This window comes from Salinisphaera sp. (assembly GCF_002729955.1).
Lineage (GTDB): Bacteria > Pseudomonadota > Gammaproteobacteria > Nevskiales > Salinisphaeraceae > Salinisphaera.
On the sequence record NZ_PBYA01000033.1, the window covers coordinates 47831 to 70542 of the forward strand.

The 22712-nt window shown below is 63.3% G+C and carries 22 protein-coding genes; 17 read left to right on the plus strand and 5 right to left on the minus strand.

What is annotated here, in order from left to right:
- Window positions 1-67: 67 nt before the first annotated feature.
- The 6 genes from rpmH (at window position 68) to CMN27_RS10170 (ending at window position 5928) form a co-directional block, all read left to right on the plus strand.
- Entirely contained in the window at window positions 68-202 is a 135-nt protein-coding gene (rpmH, locus tag CMN27_RS10145) for a 50S ribosomal protein L34 (RefSeq protein ID WP_006914433.1), read from the plus strand.
- A gap of 9 nt (window positions 203-211) precedes the next feature.
- Window positions 212-598 carry a ribonuclease P protein component gene (rnpA, locus tag CMN27_RS10150; protein ID WP_293626160.1) on the plus strand — a complete coding sequence of 129 codons (387 nt, stop codon included), beginning with the start codon at window positions 212-214 and terminating at the stop codon, window positions 596-598.
- A 20-nt stretch (window positions 599-618) separates the two neighbouring features.
- Complete coding sequence (gene yidC, locus CMN27_RS10155; RefSeq protein ID WP_293626162.1) at window positions 619-2367, plus strand: membrane protein insertase YidC; 1749 nt, start codon at window positions 619-621, stop codon at window positions 2365-2367.
- Window positions 2368-2377: 10 nt separating this feature from the next.
- Window positions 2378-3736 (plus strand): tRNA uridine-5-carboxymethylaminomethyl(34) synthesis GTPase MnmE, encoded by a 1359-nt coding sequence (mnmE, locus tag CMN27_RS10160; protein ID WP_293626163.1) that lies wholly within the window; start codon window positions 2378-2380, stop codon window positions 3734-3736.
- Between the two features lie 69 nt (window positions 3737-3805).
- A complete protein-coding gene (locus CMN27_RS10165) occupies window positions 3806-5389 on the plus strand; it encodes an FMN-binding glutamate synthase family protein (RefSeq protein WP_293626164.1) in 1584 nt (527 codons plus the stop codon).
- Window positions 5390-5526: 137 nt separating this feature from the next.
- The gene (locus CMN27_RS10170) at window positions 5527-5928 is read left to right on the plus strand and encodes an ectoine synthase (protein WP_293626166.1); all 402 of its coding nucleotides are present in this window, start codon (window positions 5527-5529) and stop codon (window positions 5926-5928) included.
- Between the two features lie 16 nt (window positions 5929-5944).
- On the opposite strand, the gene CMN27_RS10175 is transcribed toward CMN27_RS10170, so the two are convergent.
- The gene (locus tag CMN27_RS10175; protein ID WP_366515443.1) at window positions 5945-6856 is read right to left on the minus strand and encodes a glutaminyl-peptide cyclotransferase; all 912 of its coding nucleotides are present in this window, start codon (window positions 6854-6856) and stop codon (window positions 5945-5947) included.
- Here CMN27_RS10175 and CMN27_RS10180 point away from each other — a divergent pair.
- Window positions 6855-7715, plus strand: a complete 861-nt coding sequence (locus CMN27_RS10180; RefSeq protein ID WP_293626168.1) for a formate/nitrite transporter family protein — start codon at window positions 6855-6857, stop codon at window positions 7713-7715. The genes CMN27_RS10175 and CMN27_RS10180 overlap by 2 nt on opposite strands.
- Window positions 7716-7791: 76 nt before the next feature.
- Complete coding sequence (locus CMN27_RS10185; protein WP_293626170.1) at window positions 7792-7998, plus strand: CsbD family protein; 207 nt, start codon at window positions 7792-7794, stop codon at window positions 7996-7998.
- Window positions 7999-8040: 42 nt separating this feature from the next.
- Here the strand turns inward: CMN27_RS10185 and CMN27_RS10190 are convergent, their stop codons facing one another.
- Both CMN27_RS10190 and CMN27_RS10195 read right to left on the minus strand, forming a co-directional pair.
- Window positions 8041-8754, minus strand: coding sequence for a gamma-glutamyl-gamma-aminobutyrate hydrolase family protein (locus tag CMN27_RS10190; RefSeq protein WP_293626172.1), 714 nt, complete (start codon window positions 8752-8754; stop codon window positions 8041-8043).
- A gap of 8 nt (window positions 8755-8762) precedes the next feature.
- A complete protein-coding gene (locus tag CMN27_RS10195) occupies window positions 8763-9770 on the minus strand; it encodes an amidoligase family protein (protein ID WP_293626174.1) in 1008 nt (335 codons plus the stop codon).
- A gap of 140 nt (window positions 9771-9910) precedes the next feature.
- Here CMN27_RS10195 and aceE point away from each other — a divergent pair, with 140 nt between their 5' ends.
- The 9 genes from aceE (at window position 9911) to CMN27_RS10245 (ending at window position 21590) form a co-directional block, all read left to right on the plus strand.
- Window positions 9911-12601, plus strand: coding sequence for a pyruvate dehydrogenase (acetyl-transferring), homodimeric type (gene aceE, locus CMN27_RS10200; RefSeq protein ID WP_293626176.1), 2691 nt, complete (start codon window positions 9911-9913; stop codon window positions 12599-12601).
- Window positions 12602-12682: 81 nt separating this feature from the next.
- Complete coding sequence (gene aceF, locus CMN27_RS10205; RefSeq protein WP_293626178.1) at window positions 12683-14491, plus strand: dihydrolipoyllysine-residue acetyltransferase; 1809 nt, start codon at window positions 12683-12685, stop codon at window positions 14489-14491.
- A gap of 36 nt (window positions 14492-14527) precedes the next feature.
- Window positions 14528-14803 carry an addiction module protein gene (locus CMN27_RS10210; RefSeq protein ID WP_293626180.1) on the plus strand — a complete coding sequence of 92 codons (276 nt, stop codon included), beginning with the start codon at window positions 14528-14530 and terminating at the stop codon, window positions 14801-14803.
- Window positions 14793-15089, plus strand: coding sequence for a type II toxin-antitoxin system RelE/ParE family toxin (locus tag CMN27_RS10215; RefSeq protein WP_293626182.1), 297 nt, complete (start codon window positions 14793-14795; stop codon window positions 15087-15089). The genes CMN27_RS10210 and CMN27_RS10215 overlap by 11 nt, the downstream gene beginning before the upstream one ends.
- 68 nt (window positions 15090-15157) lie before the next feature.
- The gene (lpdA, locus tag CMN27_RS10225) at window positions 15158-17050 is read left to right on the plus strand and encodes a dihydrolipoyl dehydrogenase (protein WP_366515444.1); all 1893 of its coding nucleotides are present in this window, start codon (window positions 15158-15160) and stop codon (window positions 17048-17050) included.
- Window positions 17051-17086: 36 nt separating this feature from the next.
- Window positions 17087-17335: a hypothetical protein gene (locus CMN27_RS10230; protein WP_293626184.1), complete on the plus strand. Its 249-nt coding sequence runs from the start codon at window positions 17087-17089 to the stop codon at window positions 17333-17335.
- A gap of 133 nt (window positions 17336-17468) precedes the next feature.
- The gene (locus tag CMN27_RS10235) at window positions 17469-19097 is read left to right on the plus strand and encodes a hypothetical protein (RefSeq protein ID WP_293626185.1); all 1629 of its coding nucleotides are present in this window, start codon (window positions 17469-17471) and stop codon (window positions 19095-19097) included.
- Window positions 19084-20310 (plus strand): hypothetical protein, encoded by a 1227-nt coding sequence (locus CMN27_RS10240; protein WP_293626187.1) that lies wholly within the window; start codon window positions 19084-19086, stop codon window positions 20308-20310. The genes CMN27_RS10235 and CMN27_RS10240 overlap by 14 nt, the downstream gene beginning before the upstream one ends.
- 2 nt (window positions 20311-20312) lie before the next feature.
- A complete protein-coding gene (locus CMN27_RS10245; protein WP_293626189.1) occupies window positions 20313-21590 on the plus strand; it encodes a hypothetical protein in 1278 nt (425 codons plus the stop codon).
- Window positions 21591-21852: 262 nt separating this feature from the next.
- On the opposite strand, the gene CMN27_RS10250 is transcribed toward CMN27_RS10245, so the two are convergent.
- On the minus strand, window positions 21853-22284 hold the full coding sequence (locus CMN27_RS10250; protein ID WP_293626191.1) for a type II toxin-antitoxin system VapC family toxin: 432 nt from the start codon (window positions 22282-22284) through the stop codon (window positions 21853-21855).
- Window positions 22281-22514 (minus strand): hypothetical protein, encoded by a 234-nt coding sequence (locus CMN27_RS10255; RefSeq protein WP_293626193.1) that lies wholly within the window; start codon window positions 22512-22514, stop codon window positions 22281-22283. The genes CMN27_RS10250 and CMN27_RS10255 overlap by 4 nt, the downstream gene beginning before the upstream one ends.
- Window positions 22515-22712: the final 198 nt, after the last annotated feature.

Genomic DNA, 22712 nt, shown 5'->3' on the forward strand with positions numbered 1-22712 from the left:
GCAGGCGACTAGAATCCGCGCTCTTTACCGTGAAGCGCGTCGTGCCCGGCGCCAGAACGAGACCGTCATGAAACGAACTTATCAGCCGAGTAATCTGCACCGTAAGCGTACCCACGGCTTCCGTGCCCGCATGGCTACGAAGAACGGCCGTGCCGTACTGTCCGCACGTCGTGCCAAGGGCCGCAAGCGCCTGACGCCGTAAGGAAACGCCGTGCCCCGGGCCGCGTTTCCCGCGACTGCGCGTCTGAGGCAATCGGCAGAATTTCGTGCCGTTTTTGCAAACGGCCGCAAGTTCGTCAGTCCGGGATTCGTCGTCATTGCCGCCGAAGGTTCTGCCGGGCAGGCCCGACTCGGATTGGCCCTGGCGAAGCGGCGCATCGCGCGCGCCGTCGAACGCAATCGCGTCAAACGGGTCCTTCGCGAGTCGTTTCGATTGCACCGCGCCGACCTGGCCCCGATCGACGTGGTCGTACTGGCCCGTAGCCTTACGTCGACCATGAGCAACGCCGCGCTGTTCGATCAGCTCGAAGCGCTTTGGCCACAGCTTGATCGTGTGGCAACGTCGCCGGCCACCCGCTCACCGAGTGACAGCCGTTAACCGAAGGACATTAGCCGCGCATGGAAAATATTCGCTTCGGACTGCTCTGCGCTGTCGCCGTTATCTGCTTTTTCCTGTATCAGGCCTGGCAGAACGATTACGCGCCCACCCAGGCGGACGCGACGTCGGCCAATAACCAGACCAGCGCCCAGCAGGACTACGCCTCGGCCGAGGACGACGTCCCGTCGCTGGATTCTGCGCCCACCGCCGACAATGAAGGCGGCCCCGAGCAGCGCGGCCCGCAGGCCAGCGCCGATGAACGCGGTGCCGACAATGCCCCGGTGGTCAGTCAGGCGGACCAGATCCATGTGGTCACCGACAAGCTCGACGTGATCATCGATACCCGCGGGGGCGACCTGCGCAAGGTCGAACTGCGTGGCGTGCCGGTTTCCTCGGAACAGCCGGACACCAATCTGCGCCTGATCAACGACAGCGCGCCAAACTTCTTCATTGCCCAGAGCGGTCTGGTCGCCGACGGCGCCAAGGCGCCCGACCATCGTTCGCGCTACAGCGCCGAGCGCAAGGAATACGAGCTGGCCGACGGCGAGGACAGCATCGAGGTGCCGCTGACCTGGACCAATGACGCCGGGCACGAGGTCACCAAGGTCTATACCTTCAACCGCGACAGCTACCGCATCGGGCTGCGCCACGAAGTGGCCAACAACGCCGGCGATGACTGGAAAGTCTCGCAGTACGTGCGGTTCTGGCGTACCCCCTACGAAATTACCGGCGATGTGCCCTTTGCCCAGGCTTTCTTCGGCGTGGGCTGGTACAACCGCAAGGACGGCGGCGAGAGCTACAGCTACAAGACCGAAAGCCACGAGGACCTGGGCGAGAACCCGCTCGAGCTGACCCAGCAGGGCGGCTGGGTGGCCATGATCCAGCACTACTTCATCGGCGCGGCCATCCCGCCGCCGGATGCGAAGGTGCGCTTCTTCGGCGAGCCCAAGAACGTCCCCAATGCGGCCGGCGGCTTTGCGACCGGCTTCATCGGCGCCCAGCAGGCGATTGCGGCGGGCACGCAGAGCACGCTCGAAGCCACGCTCTTCGTTGGCCCCAAGCTGCAGGACCAGCTCGACGCCGTGGCCCCCGGCCTGGGTCTGACCGTCGACTACGGCTGGCTGACGGTGCTCGCCAAGCCCATCTTCTGGGTGCTGGAGCATCTGCATGCGCTCGTCGGCAACTGGGGCGTGGCCATCATTCTGCTGACGTTCCTGATCAAGCTGGTGTTCTACAAGCTGTCGGAAACGCAGTACCGGGCCATGGCCCGCATGCGCAAGTTCGCGCCGCGCATGCAGCAGCTCAAGGAGCAGTACGGCGACGACCGCCAGAAGCTCCAGGCCAAGATGATGGAGCTCTACAAGAAAGAGGGCTTCAATCCGCTGGCCGGCTGCTGGCCCATGCTCGTGCAGATGCCGGTGTTCATTTCGCTGTACTGGGTGCTGCGTGAGTCGGTGGAGCTGCGCCATGCGCCGTTCATGCTCTGGATACAGGATCTGTCCGCGCCGGACCCGTACTACATCCTGCCGGTGGTCTTCGGCCTGACCATGTTCCTGCAGCAAAAGCTCACCGCGAACGTGACCATGGACCCGATGCAGCAGCGCATCATGCAGATCATGCCCGTGGGTCTGGCGGTGTTCTTTGCCTTCTTCCCGGCCGGTCTGGTGCTCTATTGGTGCACCAACAACATGCTGTCGATTGCCCAGCAGTGGTATATCTACCGCAAGCTCGACGCTGAAGGCCTCGGCCACAAGGCCGCCAACAGCTGATCGATAGCCGGTGACGGGTACGCCCGGCGACACCATCGCCGCGCTGGCCAGCGGCGCCGGCCGGGCCGGGGTGGCGGTGGTCCGTGTTTGCGGGCCGGCCGTACCCCGCATCGCCGAGGCGTTGATCGGCCGCCTGCCGCCCGCGAGGCAGGCCCACGTCTGTGCATTCGTGGATGAACATGGGGTGGCCATCGACCGTGGCGTGGCACTCTATTTCGCTGCGCCCGCCTCGTTCACCGGCGAGCATGTGCTCGAACTGCAGGGCCATGGCAGCCCGGTGCTGGTCGATATGCTGCTCACGCGCCTGCTCGAACTGGGCGTACGCCTGGCCGAGCCGGGCGAGTTCTCGCGGCGTGCCTTTCTCAACGACAAGCTCAGCCTCGACCAGGCCGAGGCGATCGCCGATACCATCGAGGCCGGCAGCAGCGCGGCCGCCCGTGCGGCCATGCGCTCGCTCGAGGGCGTGTTCTCGCGCGAGATCGAGGCGCTGGTCGCCGCCCTCGTGGAGCTGCGGGTCTATACCGAAGGCGCGATCGATTTCCCCGACGAGGACGACGTCGACTTTCTCGGCGACGGCGAGATCGAACGTCGTCTGACGGTCATCCGGCAGCGACTGGCGGATTTGCGTAGCCAGGCGGTTCAGGGCGCGAGCCTGCGCGAAGGCCTGCGCCTGGTCATTCTGGGTTCGCCCAACGTCGGCAAGTCCAGCCTGCTCAATCGTCTGGCGCGGCGCGATACCGCCATCGTCACCGATATCGCCGGTACCACCCGCGACGTACTCCACGAGCAGCTGTCCATCGACGGCCTGCCGTTAACGCTCGTGGATACGGCCGGCCTGCGTGAAACCGACGATCCGATCGAAGCCGAAGGCGTACGCCGCGCCAAGGCCGAAATCCGGCATGCCGATCGGGTGCTGCTGGTCGTGGACGACTGCAACGGCCTGGGCGCGGATGAGCGAGCGGTACTGGCCGAGATCGATGGGCGCTGCCCGGTGACCGTGATCGCCAACAAGATCGACCTCAGCGGCGGCATTGCCGGGCTGCGCGACAGCGCGGACTACGACACCATCGGCGTCTCGGCGACCAGTGGCGCCGGTTTCGATGCGCTGGCCGTCCAGCTCAAACAGGCGGCCGGGATGAACGACGATGCGACGCCGGCCTTCGTGGCGCGGCGTCGGCATCTGGATGCGCTCGCAAGAGCCGCCGAGGCGCTCGAGACCGGCCACGAACGGCTCGTGGTCGATGCGGCCGGCGAACTGCTGGCCGAAGAGCTGCGTACGGCACAGAACGCCCTGGGCGAGATCACCGGCACTTTTACCAGCGACGATCTGCTGGGCGCCATTTTCTCGAGCTTTTGTATCGGCAAATAAGCATTCGCCCCGATTGAGCCGCGCGCCCAGGCAATGCATGCTGCATGCACGATACCTACGAGCGCCCCCATGTTCGGCTACCCGCGGCTCATCTACGCCGGCTTTGTTCTACTCACGATCGCACTTGGCCTCGTGCTCGCGCTTTGGTGGCCCGTCGGCCTGTGGCCGTGGCTGCTCATGCTCGCGCTGGTGGTCGTTGGCGCGCTGGATCTGCGGTCACGCCATAACGTGCTACGCAATTTTCCCGTTATCGGGCATTTGCGCTACATGCTCGAGTTCCTGCGACCGGAGCTGCGCCAGTACTTCTTCGAGTCGGAAACCAGCGGCCGGCCCTTCAACCGCGAACAGCGCGAAATCGTCTACAAGCGCAGCGCCGGCGCGGGCGATACCTCGCCTTTCGGCACCATGCGCGACTTCGAGGATGCCGGCTTCAATTTCGCCCAGCATTCGATGGCGCCCAAGGACGTCGACAAACGCCACGCCCGACTGATGATCGGCGGCTCGCAGTGCCGCCAGCCCTACGATTCCTCACGCCTGAATATTTCCGCGATGAGCTTTGGCTCGCTGTCCGGCAACGCGGTGGCGGCCATGAACCGGGGCGCGGCGCTGGGGAACTTCGCCCAGGACACCGGCGAAGGCGCGATCAGCGACTATCACCGCGAACACGGGGGCGATCTGATCTGGGAGGTGGCCTCGGCCTATTTCGGTTGTCGGACCAGGGATGGTCGCTTCGACGACGCCGAGTTCGCGAAAAAGGCCAATACCGATCAGGTCAAGATGATCGAGATCAAGATTTCCCAGGGCGCAAAGCCCGGCCACGGCGGCCTGCTGCCGGGCTCGAAGGTCACCGAGGAAATCGCCCGCGTGCGCGAGATCGAGGTCGGTGAAGACTGTGCCTCGCCGGCCTCGCATCCGGAATTCGATACCCCGCGCGGCCTGCTCGAGTTCGTCGATCGGCTACGCCAGCTCACCCACGGCAAGCCGGTCGGCTTCAAGTTCTGCCTGGGTCGCCAGGATGAATTCATGAGCATCTGCAAGGCAATGCTCGAAACCGGCATCTACCCCGACTTCATCACCGTCGACGGCGCCGAAGGCGGCACCGGGGCCGCGCCGACCGAGTTTCAGGATTCGCTGGGCACCTATATCAACGAGGCCCTGCCGTTCGTCGACAATTGCCTGCGGGGCATCGGCCTGCGCGACGAGATCCGCATCATCGCCAGCGGCAAGGTGGTGATGGGTTTCGATATGGTGGTCAAGATCGCCCTGGGTGCGGATATGTGCAACGCCGCCCGGCCGTTCATGTTTTCGGTGGGCTGTATACAGGCGCGTCGCTGTCATACCGATACCTGCCCCACCGGCGTGGCCACACAGAACCCCCGTCGCTCGGCGGCCATCGACGTGCTGGGCAAATCGCTGTCGGTGCGTAATTTTCACGAGGCCACGATCGGCTCGTTTCTGGATATCACCGGCGCCATGGGCTGTTCGACGCCGGATGCGCTCACCCGCTCGCTGATCCACCACCGGCCCGAGCACGGCCCGGCCCGTACCTTTGGCGACGTCCATCCGACGGTCAAAAGCGGTGCGTTTCTCAACGGCGACCTGCCGGAAAGCTATGTGAGTGCCTGGGCCCGGGCCAGCGCGGATGCGTTCTAGCGCCGTCGGGTAGAACGTCGGCGTCCGTACTTGGGCGGATTCTTCGCGCGCTGCGACATCGTTACCGTGTGCGCCCTCTCAGGCGCCCGGCGCATTCAGTTGCCGGACGCCGGACCGGTTTACACAGGAGTACAGCGATGATCGTAAGAGATCACAAAGACGCCGAAAAAACGGCCGTCGACGAAGAGAAATTCATCAGCCGCCGCTATACGCTGCGCGCCGACGGCATGGGGCATTCGTTTCACGAAACCTATGTCAAACCCGGCTGTGCGCTGCATATGTGGTACAAGAATCACAAGGAAACAGTGATCTGTATCGAGGGCGAAGGCCAGATCGAGGACCTCACCGAGGGCGGTAAGTGGGATCTCAAGCCCGGCGTGCTCTATGCGCTGGACAAGCACCAGCAGCATATCCTCTCCAGCGAAAAGGGCATGACCGTGCTGTGCTGCTTCTCGCCCTCGCTGGTCGGCCCTGAAGATCACGACGAACAGGGCAGCTATGCCCTGCTCGACGACGACGGCAGCGTGCTGCAGCGCTAGGCGTTCTGGAACCGACCTAGGGCCTATCGGGCGCCGGCGCGATGCCTCGCGGCGGCGCGACGGTGAACGTCTTCGGCCAGTACTTGCCGGTGAGATAGATACGCCCTTGGTCGGGATCCCAGGCGATGCCATTGAGCACGTTCGCCCCGCTTGCCGCGTCGCCCAGTGCCGTGCGCAGTGTGCTCGCATCGAGCCAGGCGACGATGGCCCCCGTGTCCGGGTCGATACGTGCAATGCGGTCCGAATACCAGATATTGGCCCAGATCTCGCCGTCGATGTATTCCAGTTCGTTGAGCTTGTCGATGGCCTGCCCGCCGTCGTGTACGTCGATACGGCGGACCACGCTGAAATCGCCGGGGTCGAGCACGCGCAGCGTGGCGCTGCCGTCACTCATGATCAGGTGGCGGCCGTCGTAGGTCAGGCCCCAGCCCTCGCCCTCGTAGCGGCGTGTGCCGACCTGCTCGAAGCTGTGAATATCGAATACGAAGGCACGCCCGGCGTGCCATGTCAGCCAGAACAGCTGATCGTCTACGCGTGCCAGCCCTTCACCGAAATAATCCTCGGGCAGCTGAATCTCACGGGTCACGGTATGGTTTGCCGGGGCCACCCGTCGTAGTCGAGACTGGCCGTACTTGCCCGTACTCTCGAATAACGCGTCGTCGTAATACAGCAGTCCCTGCGTGAATGCCGACGTGTCGTGCGCAAATTCGCCGGTCATGTGGGCGGGGTACGTGGGGGTAGTCTGGGCAGAACAGGCGCATGCAAGCAATGCAGCCAGCGTAACTGCCGGAAAGCGAAAAAAACGACGCATGGCCGGATGATATGGCGCACAATTCAATAGCGCCAGCCCGTCTCGGCGATACCGTTGTGCGCTTTGCACAGCGCCTGCCATCGATGATTGACCACCGCTAGGGAAAACACCAAGCATGGCCGAACAAGAACATACCGAACACGACCTTGATTCCAGCCAGAAACGCGACGCCCGCCGTCGCGAAGCGCCGAGCGCGGCCGTGGTCTATGAAGCGATTCGACGCGAAGCCGAATCGGAGCTGACCCGCCCGCTGCCCGGGCTGGCGTTCTCGGGGCTGGCCGCCGGCCTGTCGATGGGGTTTTCGTTCATCGCCCAGGCCCTGCTCTACAGCTACACGCCGGAATCCGCCTGGCGTCCGATCATCGCCAGCTTCGGATACTCGATCGGCTTTCTGTTCGTGATTCTCGGTCGCCAGCAGCTGTTCACCGAAAACACGCTCACGCCGGTGCTCGAAGTCTTGCGCGTGCGCCAGCTCTCGACCATCTTGCGCACGACTAACCTCTGGGTGGTGGTGCTGATCGCCAATATGGTCGGCACGGCCATATTCGCCTTCATGATGTCGTACTTCGATGTCCTCGACCCCAAGATCAACGGCGCCCTGGCCTCGATTGCCGCCAAGGAGTACGAAAACGGTTTTGCCACCATGTTCGTGCGCGCCATATTCGCCGGCTGGCTGGTCGCGCTCATGCTCTGGCTGATGCCGTTCGCCGAAACCGCGCGCGTGGGCGTGATTATTCTGGTGACCTATGTCATCGGCCTGGCCCATTTCCCGCACATCATCGCGGGCTCGGTCGCGGCCCTCTACGGCGTGTTTACCGGCGGCCACGGCATGATGGAGTTCTTCAGCGTGTTCTTCGTGCCCACCATTCTCGGCAACGTGCTCGGCGGTGTGGCCATGGTGGCCGCGGTCAACTATGCGCAGGTCGCCTATAGCGATTCCGATCGCGATGACAGCGACGTCGACAAGGGCGATTGACGACGATCTCACCGGTGGCTGGCAAAGTTTTCCCAATACGGTATAGTCAGCTCACCACTCAAACGGAAAATCTGTCATGGCAGAATCCGACGACAAATGGGAAGGCCGCTGGGATCGTGTGAAGGGCAAGGCCCGCGAGCATTTCGGCCGTCTGACCGACGACGAGGTTGAGGAAACCAAGGGCAAACGCCAGAACATGCTGGGCACGATCCAGGAGAAGTACGGCGAGACCAAGGAAAAAGCCGAAGAGATGCTCAAGGAATTCGAGAGCAAATATCTCTAACGCCATGGCGTTTGAAAGGGCCGCCCCACGGGGCGGCCTTTTTTATGCCCGGCGTTCGGCCTGCAGCGCTTCTGTCCCGGCGTCGCGACGCCTACGGCAGGCCGCGACCAGAGCCCGAAAGAGCCGGCGCTGTGAGCCCTGATAGCACAGATACTCCGGATGCCATTGCACGCCGATCACGAAGTCGTATTTCGGGGCTTCAATCGCCTGCACGAAGCCGTCGGCATCGCGGGCAGTGGCACCGATGCCCTCGCCCAGGGCCAGCACCGCCTGATGATGCAGGCTGTTCACCCGCAGCCGCCGCCTGCCGAAAATCGCGGCCAGCCGCGAGCGCCGCTTGATCGCGATGGGCTTGCACGACAATACGTTCACCCGGTTCGACGTGGCCTGGCGCAACTTGCTGATATCGCTGTAGAGCGTGCCGCCGGCCGCGACGTTGATCAGCTGCGCGCCCCGGCAGATGCCCAGTACCGGTTTGTTTTCGGCCAGCGCCTGTTTGATGCCGGCCAGTTCGAAGGCGTCGCGGGCGCGGTCGGCGGTATTGTCGTAGGCCGCGCTCGCGCCGTAGAGGTCGGTGGCGATATCGTCACCCCCGCCGATCAGCAGGCCGTCGATAGGCGTGGGCATGGGGTGGCGCGGCGTGGCACGTACCGCGCGCCCGCCGGCCAGGGCGATGGCAAGCCATGCGGCCCACCAGCCCGGCGCCCAGCGGCTGGCCTTGCCGGTCACGGCGATAATGGGTCGTGCGCGCCTCATATCGGCGTTCAGCGCTGCAGGTACTGTTCGAACACGTGGCTCCAGCGGCCGAACCAGTCGCCGAACGGCCGGTCCAGGGCGTCGCAGTAATCGGCACAGATCTGTTCCAGCCGCTCGGGATCGGCGGCGAGTTCCTCGATCACCAGCCAGTGGTTCCAGGCCGGATGCAGATCCCAGCCGGGGCGTTCGACTTCGCAGTTGGGCAGGCGGTAATGCAGTGTCGGCCGGGCCTTGATCAGCCCGTCGGACACGGCCTCGCGTACGCGCGGCTCGTCGAGGTGGGCGAACACGGGCAGCATGTCGAGCGCACGGTTGCGGCTGGCGTTCTCGGCCAGATAATCGTCGATGAGCTGTTCGCGGGTGGGCGCGTAGTCCGGATCGCAGATCTGGCGCACATAGGCCTTGGTGTAGGGCTGGATATACGGAAACACGCGCCGGCTGATATCGATTTCGCTGACCCGCTTGAGCCAGTCGAAGGCCACCGCGAAGGCACGCATATAGTCCAGCAGGGTTTCGGTTTCGAGATCCGGCAGTTCCGGGTTCAGGTGCAGGCCGAAGGCATAGATCGCCGACTGGCTGGTGCCGCGGGCGCCGGCTTCGCGCAGGGCCGAGATCAAGGCGTTGATGGCATGCAGTTCGCTGATCGCAATCGGCGGGCCCACGATCTCGAAGGGCACGACGCGCTTGGCCACCGCGCCCAGCATGTCTTCGGAGACGCGTTCGATCTCCTCAAGCAGGCCGGGCTGGCTTTCACGCCGGCCGCGTTCCTTGAGAAAGGCGTAGTCGAGTTCGAGGGCGAAATCGCCCAGCGGGGTATTCGCCACAGTGTATTCGTACGCGCTGTGCGGGCGAATTTCGCCGCCCAGCGTACTGCGTACGATCTCGCTGATGCGCTCGATCGACAGCCCCGTAAACTCAAGTTCCACGCCTACACGGCGTTCAACGTTCGATGCCGTATGGCGGCGTGATGGCAGGCGCAGCGGGGCCTGTGCCGCGGCGGCGTCGATCTTGGTCATTGTATAGTGCAACGCAGCATAATCGAGAAACGCTGAAAGCATGCCATCCATGCCGAAGAACGACTAGTTGTCTCGCCTCGAAATGCGGGCGTAGTATCGGTTTCAGACCGTATTCACCGAGCTATTTCAAGGAGCGCCTTATGGCCCAGGCGAGCCCGCACCCCGAGCACGCCGACGACGTCGAAGACGTCGATCCGCAGGAATCCGCCGAGTGGCGCGATGCGCTCGACGCCGTCATCGAAATCGAAGGCCCCGAACGGGCCCATTATTTGCTGGAAATGCTCATCGAGCGTTCCCGTCGTTCGGGTGCCTATATTCCGTATTCGCCGAATACGGCCTATATCAACACCATTCCGCCGCATCTGGAAGAACGTTCGCCGGGCGATCCGGCCATCGAGTGGCGGATTCGCTCGATCATCCGCTGGAATGCGATGGCCATGGTCGTCCAGGCCAATCGTCACCACGAAGGCGTGGGCGGGCATATCGCCAGCTATGCCTCGGCGGCCACGCTCTATGAAGTGGGCTTCAACCATTTCTGGCATGCCCCCAGTGAAGATCACGGCGGCGATCTGGTCTATATCCAGGGCCATTCTGCGCCGGGCATCTATGCGCGATCCTATCTCGAAGGCCGCATCAACGAAGATCAGCTCTACAACTTCCGCGCCGAATCCACCGGCAAGGGCCTGTCGAGCTATCCGCATGCCTGGCTGATGCCGGACTACTGGCAGTTCGCGACCGTGTCGATGGGTATCGGCCCGATCAACGCGATCTACCAGGCGCGCTTCATGCGCTACATGCAGAACCGCGGCGTACAGGACAACGAAGGCCGCCACGTGTGGTGCTTCTGCGGCGACGGCGAAATGGACGAGCCCGAATCCATGGGCGCCATCGATATCGCCGCGCGTGAAGGCCTGGACAACCTGATTTTCGTGGTCAACTGCAACCTGCAGCGCCTTGATGGCCCGGTACGCGGCGACTCCAAGATCATCAACGAACTCGAAGGCGCCTTCCGCGGTGCCGGCTGGAACGTGATCAAGGTCATCTGGGGCGCACTCTGGGACGGCCTGCTCGCCCAGGATCACGACGGCAAGCTCATCGAACTGATGAACGAAACCGTCGACGGTGAATACCAGGCCTTCAAGGCCAACGGCGGCGACTACACCCGCGAGAACTTCTTCGGCAAGTATCCGGAGCTCAAGGAAATGGTCGCCTCCATGTCCGACGAGGACATCCGCCGCCTCAACCGCGGCGGCCACGACCCGCACAAGGTGTTTGCCGCTTATCACGCAGCGGTGAACCAGAAGAACGGGCGCCCGACCGTGATCCTGGCCAAGACGGTCAAGGGTTATGGCATGGGCGAGGCCGGCGAAGGCCAGAACATCACCCATCAGCAGAAGAAGATGGGTGAGGACGCGCTTAAGGAATTCCGCGATCGCTTCGAAATTCCGGTCGACGACGACCGAATCGCCGATGCGCCCTTCTACAAGCCGGACGAAGACTCCGAGGAGATGAAGTATCTCCAGGCGCGTCGCAAGGAACTCGGCGGCTATCTGCCGCAGCGGCGTACCCAGGGCGACAAGCTCGAAATCCCCGAGCTGAGCGCTTTCGACAAGCTGTTGCAGGGCTCCGGCGATCGCGAGATGGCCACCACCATGGTGTTCACGCGCATCCTGCAGATCCTCACCCGCGACAAGAACATCAAGGACCGCGTCGTCCCGATCATTCCGGACGAGGCGCGCACCTTCGGCATGGAAGGCATGTTCCGCAGCCTGGGTATCTACTCGCCGGTGGGCCAGCTGTTCGTACCCGAGGATTCGGACCAGCTCGCCTTCTACAAGGAATCGGTCAAGGGCCAGATCCTCGAGGAAGGCATCACCGAAGCCGGCGCCATGTCGTCGTTCATCGCGGCGGCCACGGCCTACTCGAATCACGGCAAGACGATGATTCCGTTCTATGCCTTCTATTCGATGTTCGGCTTCCAGCGCGTGGGCGACTTCTGCTGGGCGGCTGGCGACATGCGTGCCCGCGGCTTTTTGCTGGGCGGCACCGCCGGACGAACCACCATCAACGGCGAAGGCCTGCAGCACCAGGACGGCCATTCGCATGTGCTGTTCGACTGCGTGCCCAACTGCCGTGCCTATGATCCGACCTTCTCCTACGAGATGGCCGTAATCATGCATCGAGGGCTGGTGGAGATGTTCGAAGAACAGCGCGACGTCTACTACTACCTCACGATGATGAACGAAAACTACGCGCATCCGCCGATGCCGGAAGGCGTGGAAGACGACATCATTGCCGGCATGTACCAGTTCTCGCAGTCGGGCGCCGACAAGGAGCTGCAGGTCAATCTGCTGGGTTCCGGCACGATCCTCAACGAAGTGATTGCCGCGGCCGAGATGCTCGAAAACGAGTTCGAGGTGGGCACCACGGTATGGAGCGCGCCGAGCTTCACCCAGCTCAAGCGTGACGGCGCCTCCGTGGAGCGCTGGAACATGCTGCATCCGGAGGAAGAGCCCAAGCAGAGCTTCGTGGCGAAGAAGTTCGCCGATGCCAAGGGCCCGGCCATCGCCGCCACCGACTATGTCCGCGGCCTGCCGGAAATGATCCGTCCCTATCTGCCGGTCGCGTATCACACGCTCGGCACCGACGGGTACGGCCGCTCGGATACGCGCGAAGCGCTGCGCGAGTTCTTCGAGGTGGACCGGCGCTGGATCACCGTCTGTGCCCTCAAGGCCCTGGCCGACGAAGGCAAGATCGAGCGCAAGGTCGTTGGCGAAGCCATCCGCAAGTACGGCATCGACCCCGACAAGCCGGAGCCGATCACGCACTGATCGGTTTTACGGCCGGGCAGGCAGCAACGATAGACACGGCGCAGCGGCGAGCCGCTGCGCCAGCAGCCAAGGAAACGCTTTATGGCGGCGCAGGAAATCAAGGTCCCGGATATCGGCGACTTCGACTCGGTCGAAGTCATCGAGGTACTGGTATCCAAGGGCGACACGATCGAGCAGGAACAGCCGATCATCACCCTCGAATCCGACAAGGCGACCCTCGAGGTGCCTTCCACCATTGCCGGCAAGATCACCGAAATGAAGGTTTCGGAAGGCGATACCGTCTCCGAAGGCGACGTGATCGCGCTCGTGGAAGCCGCTGAAGACGACGACGACTCGGACGACGAGGGCGAGGACGACGCCTCCGACCAAGGCGAGAGCGACGAATCTGATGCCGAAGAGGACGACTCGGAGGCGGATGACGACGACAGCGAAGACGCCGACGAGGATGACGAGGACGACGGTGAAGAAGACGACGGCGACGATGAAGACGCCGGCGGTCAGACCATCGAGGTAAAAGTCCCCGATATCGGCGATTTCGACTCGGTGGAAGTCATCGAGGTGCTGGTCTCCGAGGGCGATGAGGTCGAGGAAGAACAGCCGCTCATCACGCTGGAATCCGACAAGGCCACGCTGGAAGTGCCCTCGTCCGCGGCCGGCAAGATCACCGAACTGAAGGTCTCGGAAGGCGATACCGTCTCCGAAGGCGACGTGATCGCCCTGCTGCAAGGCGCAGGCGGCAAGTCCGGCGGCGACAAGAAGAAGTCGTCCAAGCAGGACAAGGCGTCGAGCAAGCAATCCGGCGACGACGACCGCGCCAAGAAGGATAAGAAGTCGGACAAGAAAGACGACAAGGCCGACAAGAAAAAGGCCGAAGACAAGTCGTCGAAGAAAGAGCCGGCATCGAACAAGCAGATGCCCAAGGACAGCGGCGATTCCTCCAAGCTGGACAAGGTCGACGAAGAACGCTTCGGCAAGGCCCACGCCTCGCCCAGCGTGCGCAAATATGCACGTGAACTCGGCGCCGATCTCGGCCGCGTGGAAGGCTCGGGCCGCAAGGGCCGGATCACCTTCGAGGACGTTCAGTCCTATGTGAAGCAGGCCCTGTCGCAGAGCCAGAGCGGCGCTTCAGCCGCGGCCCCGGCCGGCGGTGGCGGCGGCGTGCCCGCCCAGCCGGATATCGACTTCAGCCAGTTCGGCGAAGTCGAAATTACCGAGCTGTCGCGTATCCGCAAGATCTCGGCCAAGGCGGTACACAAGAACTGGCTGCTCATTCCGCATGTCACCCAGTTCGACAACGCCGATATCACCGATCTGGAAGAATTCCGCCAGGCCAACAAGGAAAAGGCCAAGGCCGAAGGCGTCAAGCTCACGCCGCTGGCCTTCCTGCTCAAGGCCTCGGCGGCTGCGCTCAAGGCCTTCCCGGACCTCAACAGCTCGCTCACGGCCGACGGCGAGTCGCTGGTGCACAAGAAGTACGTGAACATCGCCGTGGCGGTGGATACACCCAACGGCCTGCTCATGCCGGTGATCAAGGATGTCGACAAGAAAGGCATCTACGACATCGCCCGCGACCTGGACGACGTCTCCGGGCGTGCCCGCGAAGGCAAGATCAAGGGCGACGACATGAAAGGCGCCTGCTTCTCGATCTCGAGCCTCGGCGGTGTCGGCGGTACGGCCTTCACGCCGATCGTGAACTCGCCGGAGGTCGGCATCTTGGGCGTGTCCAAGCACAGCTGGCAGCCGGTCTGGAACGGCTCCGAGTTCGTACCGCGGCTGATCCTGCCGCTGTCGTTCTCCTACGATCACCGCGTGATCGACGGCGCCAAGGCGGCACGGATTACCGGCTTTATCAGCGAGAAGTTGTCGGACCTTCGCACCTTATTGCTATAGAAAGGACGCGCGGCCCGTGTTCTGGCTCGATCACGCATGGGTAAAGAGGAATTGATAATGGCGCGATCGGTAGAGGACATCGAAAAAGATATCGACGCCCTGAGCGCCGAGGATCAGCAGCGAGTGTTGCAGCATCTGGTTGCCGAACTCGACCAACGGTCGCAGCCAGTGGCGCCTCGCGACAATATAGAAGCGGCTTGGCTGGCGGAGTGCGAGCGGCGATACGAGGAACTTGCAAGCGGCGAAGTTGAAGCCATACCCCTGGAAAAGGTTATGGCGGACCTTCGCCGCCGGCACGGTCGTGCAGATTGAATTTCTGCGAGCGGCTCGCGCCGAGGCTAGGGAACAGGCGGCGTACTACCAGGAAATAGAGGCCGGGTTGGATGAATGCTTCATCGATGAGTTGGACCGCATACTGGCGCTGCTGTCTGCGTATCCTGCTATCGGGCAACGGATCGCCGAAGATGTGCGTCGGCTGGACCTTACCGGCTTTCCCCACGCGGTTGTCTATCGATTGGAACAAGGCCGCTTGCTGATTCTCGCAATCAGCCATCACAGGCGTCGCCCCGGCTACTGGCGCGGGCGACTTTCGAACTAGGGACGAGCAAAGACCGTCGACGAACTACGACACAAGCCGGTCGACGCCGGCTAAGGCACGGAAACACCATGGCACAGGAAATCAAAGTCCCCGACATCGGCGATTTCGACTCCGTCGAAATCATCGAAGTGCTCGTCGCCGAGGGCGACACGGTCGAGGAAGAACAGCCGCTCATCACGCTGGAATCCGACAAGGCCACCCTCGAAGTGCCGTCCACGGTGGCCGGCAAGATCACCGAACTGAAAGTCTCGGAAGGCGATACCGTCTCCGAAGGCGACGTGATCGCGCTTATCGAAGCCGCCGATGAAGACGGCGGCGACGATGAAGGCGACGACGATTCGGACGACGCTGATGCGGAAGACAGCAACGACGAATCCGAAAGCGACGACGACAAGGAGGAGGATGCCAAGTCGGCTAAATCCGACAAGTCCGACGACAAGAAATCGTCTTCAAAATCCGATAAGCGGTCCGCGTCCAAGGACAAATCGGCCGACAAGAAACAGTCGTCCGACGCCAAGCAGTCGAAAGACAAGGCCAAAAAGCCCGCCGGCGGTGATCACGACTACGATTGCGACGTGCTGGTGCTCGGCTCCGGCCCCGGCGGCTACACCGCCGCCTTCCGCGCGGCCGACATGGGCCTGAACGTCACCCTCGTTGAACGCCACAACGTGCTCGGCGGCGTCTGCCTCAACGTGGGCTGTATTCCGTCCAAGGCGCTGTTGCACTCGGCCAAGGTGATTGAAGACGCCGCCAACATGGCCAGCCACGGTGTGACCTTCGGCAAGCCCGAGATCGATCTGCCCAAGCTGCTCGACTACAAGCAGTCCGTCATCGACCAGCTCACCGGCGGCCTCAAGTCCATGGCCTCCAAGCGCAAGGTGAATATCGTCAACGGCACCGGCACCTTTGCCGATGCCCATACCCTCAAGATCGAGGGCAACGACGATACCGACCAGATCACCTTCAACAACGCCATCATCGCCGTGGGCTCCGAGCCGGTCATGCTCCCCAACCTGCCCGACGACAAGCGCATCTGGGATTCCGAAGCCGCCCTCTCGCCGGACGAAATCCCCGACTCCATGCTGCTGATCGGCGGCGGCATCATCGGCGTGGAAATCGCCAACGTCTATGCCGCCCACGGCACCACCGTGGATATCGTCGAGATGACCGATGGCCTGCTACCCGGTGCCGATCGCGACCTGGTCAAGCCGCTGCACAAGCGCATGGCCAAGCGCTGCGACAATATCTGGCTCAACACCAAGGTCACCGGCGTGGAAGCCGGCGACAAGCTCACCGTGAGCTTCGAAGGCGACGACGCGCCCAAGTCCAAGGACTACGACCGCGTGCTGGTCGCCATCGGCCGCAAGCCCAACGGCGCCAAGATCGGCGCGGATGCCGCCGGCGTGAAGGTCGACGATCGTGGCTTCATCGCCATCGACAAGCAGTGCCGCACCAACGTCGACAACATCTTCGCCATCGGCGACGTCTCCGGCGAACCCCAGCTCGCCCACCGCGCCACCCATCAGGGCAAGGTCGCCGCCGAATGCTGCGCCGGCGAAAAATCCGCCTTCGATGCCAAGGTCATCCCCTCCGTCGTCTATACCGACCCGGAAGTCGCCTGGACGGGCGTGACCGAAACCCAGGCCAAGAAAGACGGCATCGAATACACCAAGGGCGCTTTCCCCTGGGCCGCCAACGGCCGCGCCATCGGCCTGGACGCCACCGACGGCAACACCAAGCTGCTGTTCGGCTCGGATGGCCGCATCATCGGTGCGGGTGCGGTCGGCAGCGGTGCCGGCGATCTCATCGCCGAAACCTGTCTCGCCATCGAAATGGGCGCGAACGCAGACGACATCGGCCTGACCATCCACCCGCACCCGACCCTGGCCGAAACGGTCGGCATGGCCGCCGAGGCCGAAGCGGGAACGCTCACGGATTTGTATATTCCGAAGAAGAAATAGCCCGCGACGCGTTCTTGCGTATCGGAAGCCGGCCTTGTGCCGGCTTTTTCCATCTCGGCCGCCCGTATCGAACTTTCGTTACGCACGAACCTCGGCACGCGGGTGGGTTCGCGTCGCGCGCTCGATAACGACGCCAGCAGCGCCCGGCTCGGCGAATGGCGAACGCACAAAATGCTTGCCCCCAACCAAAAAACGCACGACGTTTTGTCGGCCGGCGGCCCATTTTGTTTTATTATTCCGCGCTTTGCCGAAGCGCGATCGTGTCGGGACGCCGTATTTACGTGATGTAGAGCGGGCCTGATCGCTCGTTATCGGCGTGTATTCGTGGTGGTGTTGTGTCGCAAAGCCGGGGCATCTTGGGTGTCGATCGTCGAATTCGCGGAAAGGCAGCGGATACCGGTGCGATGAGCGGCATGCGATGAGTGCGCCGGCTGTCTTGTATTACCACCATGATCGCGCCGACTTGCGCGGCGGCGCCTGGCTGGTCGGCATCGGCGGCCTGGCGCTGCTGGCGATCATGTTGCCGATCGTCCATGAATCGGCTTCCGAACAGGCTCCGCTGATCACGGGTGCGATCGCGATCGCGCTCTGGCTTGCGCTGGTGGCAGTGTTGGGGTGGCAGGCACGTATCGCCCGGGGCCGTGCGGACACGATCACGATCGATGCCACGGGCTTTGTCTCGCAGCTGTTCGGACGTGTCGATTTTGCCGATATCACGAGCCACGCCGTCGGCCGGGATACGAAACCCTGGCGTTGGGAGTGCAACGCGCCGGCGCTGCGATTGACGCTCGCCGACCGGCGGCGGCTGCGTTTTCATCTGGACGCTCGCCACTACCACGAGGATCTGCTGGATTATGTCGCGTTCGTGGACACGGTCCGTGCCCGTGTTCAGAACGCGCCGAGCAGCGCGGCGCACGCGGATGTACTGGGCCGCGCCCGCCTGTTTGGCGATACGCCGACCGAGCCGGTCAGGCCGGCCGCGCCCGCCGCCGCCGCGCCTGCTGAAAAGACACCGTCGCGCGATGACCGGCGCGCCCGCCGGGCGGCGTCGAACCCGTCGCCGTCCTCTGTCGAGCGGGTACGCCGGCCGCGGCGACAGCCTGCCACGCACGACGCGCAGCCCGATACGCGGGATGACGATACGGGCACGGCGGCCCACCGCATGAGCCAGGCCAACCGGCGCGCCGATCAGCGCTTCAGGCAACAGATGGCCCGTCACGGCAAATGGGCGGCACTGGCGATGGTGCTGTTGCCGCTGAGCTATGCGATACGCACCTGCGATATGAGCGCGATCAAGCCAGGGCCGTTCGATGGCATGGCCGAGCAAGCGCCCCAAGCCCTTGAAAACAGCCGCAGCCTGTTGCAAACCGCGATCGCGGAAAAAGGGCCGGTCTATCTCTGGAGCAATGCCCAGGATCAAACCATCAAGCCGGTACTCGCGCCCAACGTCCAGGCGCGCGATATCGGCATCGACACGCTGGACATGATGAACACCGCCGGCGACCTGATGAGCTTTGTCATCAATGACGAGGCCGAGGGCTATCGAATGGGCATCCAGCACGACGGCACGCTGGCGCTGTCGTCTTATTCGAAGATCTCGCTGCGCCCGGTCGAGGGCGAACGCACTCTGTTCTTCTTCGTGCTCGCGCCCGCCGGCGTCGATGTCGAAAGCCAAACCGGCCACGCGATGCCGGATATCAGTTGGCGCGTGTCCTATCGAAATGCCGACGACCTGCCGCAACGAATCGAACAGGCCGACAAGCCTCTGCCGATGTCGCTGATCACCCGCTGGATGCAGATGACCCCGCCGCCGCGCATCATGGTGGCGGCCGCGCGCTATCACGGTATGACCGACGCCGATTTCGACACCGCCGTGGCGCAACTCACGGCCGACTTCGAGCGTCGCGGCATCGATACATCGGGCTTTGAAACACGCCGTTTCGACACCGGCATAGTGCGTGCGCCCGAGCACGATAGCAGCAGCGCCGGCGATGCCGACACTGCGACCGACCCCCAGCAACGAGAGGCCCGCGATGGCCACCAGTGAAGCCGCCCCGCCGGTTCCGGAACGTATCGGCGCGGTGTTCGTCGTGCGCGTGGCCTGTCGCGATCTCAAACGGCTGGCGATTGCCGACGACATGACCGTCTATCGGCTGTGTACCGATGGCGGCGTGTTCTTCTTCGACGACCGGCAGTTCGATGTCGATGCCCTGCAACGCCGGCTGCGCCGCGGCGATACCGTGACGATCGGCGCTCACCGCCTGCGCGACGGCAGCGCCTGGCTGCATTGGATCAGCCGTGATCGGCGCATATGGGCGGCCGAGCCCGCGCGCCGGCGCTGGCTGGCACCGTGTGTGCTCGCGCTCTGCTGGGTGCCGATCGCCATCGCGCTGATGCTGCCCGGGGCCGTGAATATCGGCTGGGTCCTGCTGCGGATCGTATTGTTCGTCACCGCCGGCGGTGCACTGGCGTGGTCGTCGTACCGGCTGATGCTCGAATGGCACCCGGGCCGTCGCCGTCTGCGCGCGGCGCTCGATGCACTTCGAAACGGGCGGCAGCCGGTGTTGTCCACGCCGCCGGCGTATTCAAGCGCGCCCGACCTGGCATTGCCCGACGGCGTGCACGGCGATATGGGGCTTCTGCAGGGGCCTCTCAGCGGCGTGCTCGTGGCGTTGCGCACCTACGGCACCGGGCGCTACAGCTACAGCGTTTACGAGTACCAACTGCGCTGTTCGGGCGAGACATTCGCGCTGAGCACCACGGCCTGGGACTGGCGCCGCGCGATCGACCCGGTGCTGCTCCGTCGGCCGCCGTTGTTTCTGGCCGAGGGCGATCGCGTCACCCTGCTCACCTCCATGGCCGACGGCGAGGTGCGCGGCCTGCTCAACCATACCGACGGTATCGCCCATGTCTCGTACAAGGGCACGCCGCATACCCCGACCGCGCGGCGTATCGTGCTGCCGATCGTCGCCCTCATGCTGGCGTTCATGTTCGTCGTGATGCTCAGCTTCGAGCTCTATAGCTGGTACGAGCGCGGCGTGGGGCCGGACTACTGGGACTGGCGCGAGCTGCTTGGGCTCGGCGGCACGATCATGCTCATGATGATGCTCCTGCTCAGTGGCTTCGGCCTGATCGGCGAGCGGATCCATCATCACTATTATCGCTACCGGGAACGCCCGTCGATGGATCGGATTCTGGGTATCGCGTTCCAGTGGCGGCTGCGCCAGCGGCGTAGCGCCACCCTCAACGAGATGGCCTGAGCATGGTCCCGGTCTGGGTACGGCCGTGGTTGCTTGCGGCATTGCTGGCTTATGCCGTGTTCGGCTTCTACTGGTATCTGTTCGTTGGCTATGCCGGCGGCTGGCACAATCAGCCCGAACAGCGTCTCGCCACGAAACTGGTTGAACCGGTGGACTGGGACACACTCGAAACGGCCGCGGCCGGCGACGACGTGCTGCTGAGCGTGACATCCAGCGGCCGCGACGGCGAAGCCGAAGCCTGTACGCGCGACGGCGCCTGTCGCGACAAATGTCAGGCCGATGGAACAGTCAGGGCAGACGACACGCACCCGGTGCTCAACTGTCTGGTAACTGTGCCCGAAGCCGACATGAGCGATCGCAAGCAACAGATCGAGCGGATGATACGCCAGCGCGACCCGCTCGGTTTGAGCTATCTGCTGCGCGCCACCGATGACGAGCTGGCCGTCGTGGCCCGCTTGCAAGGCAACATCGAAGCCATGCAGTGCGGGCCGAACGGCACCTGCTATCTGATCGCGGAACTGCCGGATATCCCGAACAAGACGGTATTCGTCTCGAACGACCACGGCCACCACTGGCAACTGGCCGCGCAGAACGTGCTCGACAAAGCCTATGTGCCGAAAATCGTCGGTATCGACGGCGAGCGCGTGTGGGTCGACGGGTTCCAGCGTATCGTTCTGTCGGACGACGGCGGGCGCACCTGGCGCGTGCTCGCCGATGAAGAGCGGCTGCTCGCCCACAACGCCCGCGTCATGGGCGACCAGTCGCATAGCGACAGTATGAGCGATCGCTTTCGCTGGCGCCTGGACGATGCCGGCCAGCTCTATGCCGTGAGCGGCGACGGCTATAGCGATCGGTCGGGCGTGGCGATCTACCGGCTCGACGCGAAAACCGGCGAGATCGTCTCCGCCGCGCGCCATGAGGGCAGCTTCCCCTCGCTCGTCAACGGCCCCGGCGGCCAGCTTTTCGGCATCTACCGCACGCCCGAGCCCGCCCGCTATACAGTGTATCGCCTGCGCAACGGCAACTGGTCGCCCGTACTGGTGGCCGGCAACGCGCCGCTCAGTAGCTTGCGCGGCAACGCCCACGCGCTCATCGTCGAAAAAGGCCGCGGCGACGGCGCGCACCTGCTGCTCAGCCGGGACGGCGGTCAGCACTGGCAGGCCATGGCCGATCTCTATATCCGTGATCGTATGGAATTCGACCCGGCCGGCGCCGGCTGGCTGCGCATGGGCTACCGCAACCGGGAAGGCTATTACGGCTATCGCTGGATTCGGCCGTAGGGCGCCGGGATATCCCCGGGATATCCGGGGACAGTATACTGGATATCCGGGGACAGTATACTGATCTCGCTTTCAGCAGAAGATGTTCAGCTTCAAACGGCGAGAAAGATGTTGATGCGGCGGAATGCGGCCCGAAGTAACGGCGTGTTTCCTCGCCCACGAGCTGATGAGCCCGCAAAATGGCTATGCCGCGACCGTACTTGCCGCGAATGCGGGTCGAAGCCTCGTTCGACAGCCCGCATCAATGGAAGACCTCGCCGATCTATAGCGACGAACCCAAGTCTTCGAGCAACATGCTTTGATCGTAGTGTGCTGATGCTTTGTCGTGGTAGCGCCGGTCGGCCGTAATAAAAACGGCGCCGGGGGTATTCAAAGCGAGCGCGTGATAGAGCGTGTCGAATAGATGGTGGTCGAGTCGTGCGGCCATGTCGATCGCTCGGGCATAGTCATTTGATTCGCCGCCCGTCTGCCAGTCGATCTGCATCAGGTCACTGAGGTCGTGGGTGGCGGTTTCCGGTGTATGGCGCGCGAGTAGCGCGGCGACTTCGGGAATGAAATGCGGCGGCTGAATCAAGTTGATTCGATCCGCGTGTATGGCGCATAAAACCGAGAGCGCGTATTCAGTGTCATTCTCGCCAGGCCGGTCTTTGAAAAACCACTTCAACACGACGCTGGCATCAAGTACGGCGATCACGGGCGTCCATCTTTGCGGGTGGCCGCAATCTCCTCACTGGATAGAACGGGCGCATTCGCGTGGCGGGCCAGAATCCGATCGATGGCTTCGCGGCCGCGTTGCTTGCGTTCTACACGCTCTACGGCTTCTCGCATCAATTCTGCAACCACCGCGCTTCGGTTCTGGTTCTTGAACGTCTTGTTGAACGCGTCCCGCACATCATCGGGCACGCTGTAATTTACGGTCGCCATGAATTCGATTTGTTGAAGACTTCATTATTAGATTATCGGGGTGGCAGCGCATCAGCAAGCCAAACCACACGGTAGGTCATGATGGATATCCGGGGGATATCCGGGGACAGTATGAGATGTCCCGACTTTTTCGGACAGCCAGATCAGGGGTTAGTGGCTAGCTTACGTTCGTAGTTTTCGGGCGTTTGATAGTTCAGC

Excerpts from the sequence above, each read along its gene's own strand:
- rpmH (WP_006914433.1), top strand. The coding sequence starts at position 68 with ATGAAACGAACTTATCAGCCGAGTAATCTGCACCGTAAGCGTACCCAC.
- yidC (WP_293626162.1), top strand. The coding sequence starts at position 619 with ATGGAAAATATTCGCTTCGGACTGCTCTGCGCTGTCGCCGTTATCTGC.
- CMN27_RS10165 (WP_293626164.1), top strand. The coding sequence starts at position 3,806 with ATGTTCGGCTACCCGCGGCTCATCTACGCCGGCTTTGTTCTACTCACG.
- CMN27_RS10170 (WP_293626166.1), top strand. The coding sequence starts at position 5,527 with ATGATCGTAAGAGATCACAAAGACGCCGAAAAAACGGCCGTCGACGAA.
- CMN27_RS10180 (WP_293626168.1), top strand. The coding sequence starts at position 6,855 with ATGGCCGAACAAGAACATACCGAACACGACCTTGATTCCAGCCAGAAA.
- CMN27_RS10175 (WP_366515443.1), bottom strand. The coding sequence starts at position 6,856 with ATGCTTGGTGTTTTCCCTAGCGGTGGTCAATCATCGATGGCAGGCGCT.
- CMN27_RS10185 (WP_293626170.1), top strand. The coding sequence starts at position 7,792 with ATGGCAGAATCCGACGACAAATGGGAAGGCCGCTGGGATCGTGTGAAG.
- CMN27_RS10190 (WP_293626172.1), bottom strand. The coding sequence starts at position 8,754 with ATGAGGCGCGCACGACCCATTATCGCCGTGACCGGCAAGGCCAGCCGC.
- CMN27_RS10195 (WP_293626174.1), bottom strand. The coding sequence starts at position 9,770 with ATGACCAAGATCGACGCCGCCGCGGCACAGGCCCCGCTGCGCCTGCCA.
- aceE (WP_293626176.1), top strand. The coding sequence starts at position 9,911 with ATGGCCCAGGCGAGCCCGCACCCCGAGCACGCCGACGACGTCGAAGAC.
- aceF (WP_293626178.1), top strand. The coding sequence starts at position 12,683 with ATGGCGGCGCAGGAAATCAAGGTCCCGGATATCGGCGACTTCGACTCG.
- CMN27_RS10210 (WP_293626180.1), top strand. The coding sequence starts at position 14,528 with ATGGGTAAAGAGGAATTGATAATGGCGCGATCGGTAGAGGACATCGAA.
- lpdA (WP_366515444.1), top strand. The coding sequence starts at position 15,158 with ATGGCACAGGAAATCAAAGTCCCCGACATCGGCGATTTCGACTCCGTC.
- CMN27_RS10235 (WP_293626185.1), top strand. The coding sequence starts at position 17,469 with ATGAGTGCGCCGGCTGTCTTGTATTACCACCATGATCGCGCCGACTTG.
- CMN27_RS10240 (WP_293626187.1), top strand. The coding sequence starts at position 19,084 with ATGGCCACCAGTGAAGCCGCCCCGCCGGTTCCGGAACGTATCGGCGCG.
- CMN27_RS10245 (WP_293626189.1), top strand. The coding sequence starts at position 20,313 with ATGGTCCCGGTCTGGGTACGGCCGTGGTTGCTTGCGGCATTGCTGGCT.
- CMN27_RS10255 (WP_293626193.1), bottom strand. The coding sequence starts at position 22,514 with ATGGCGACCGTAAATTACAGCGTGCCCGATGATGTGCGGGACGCGTTC.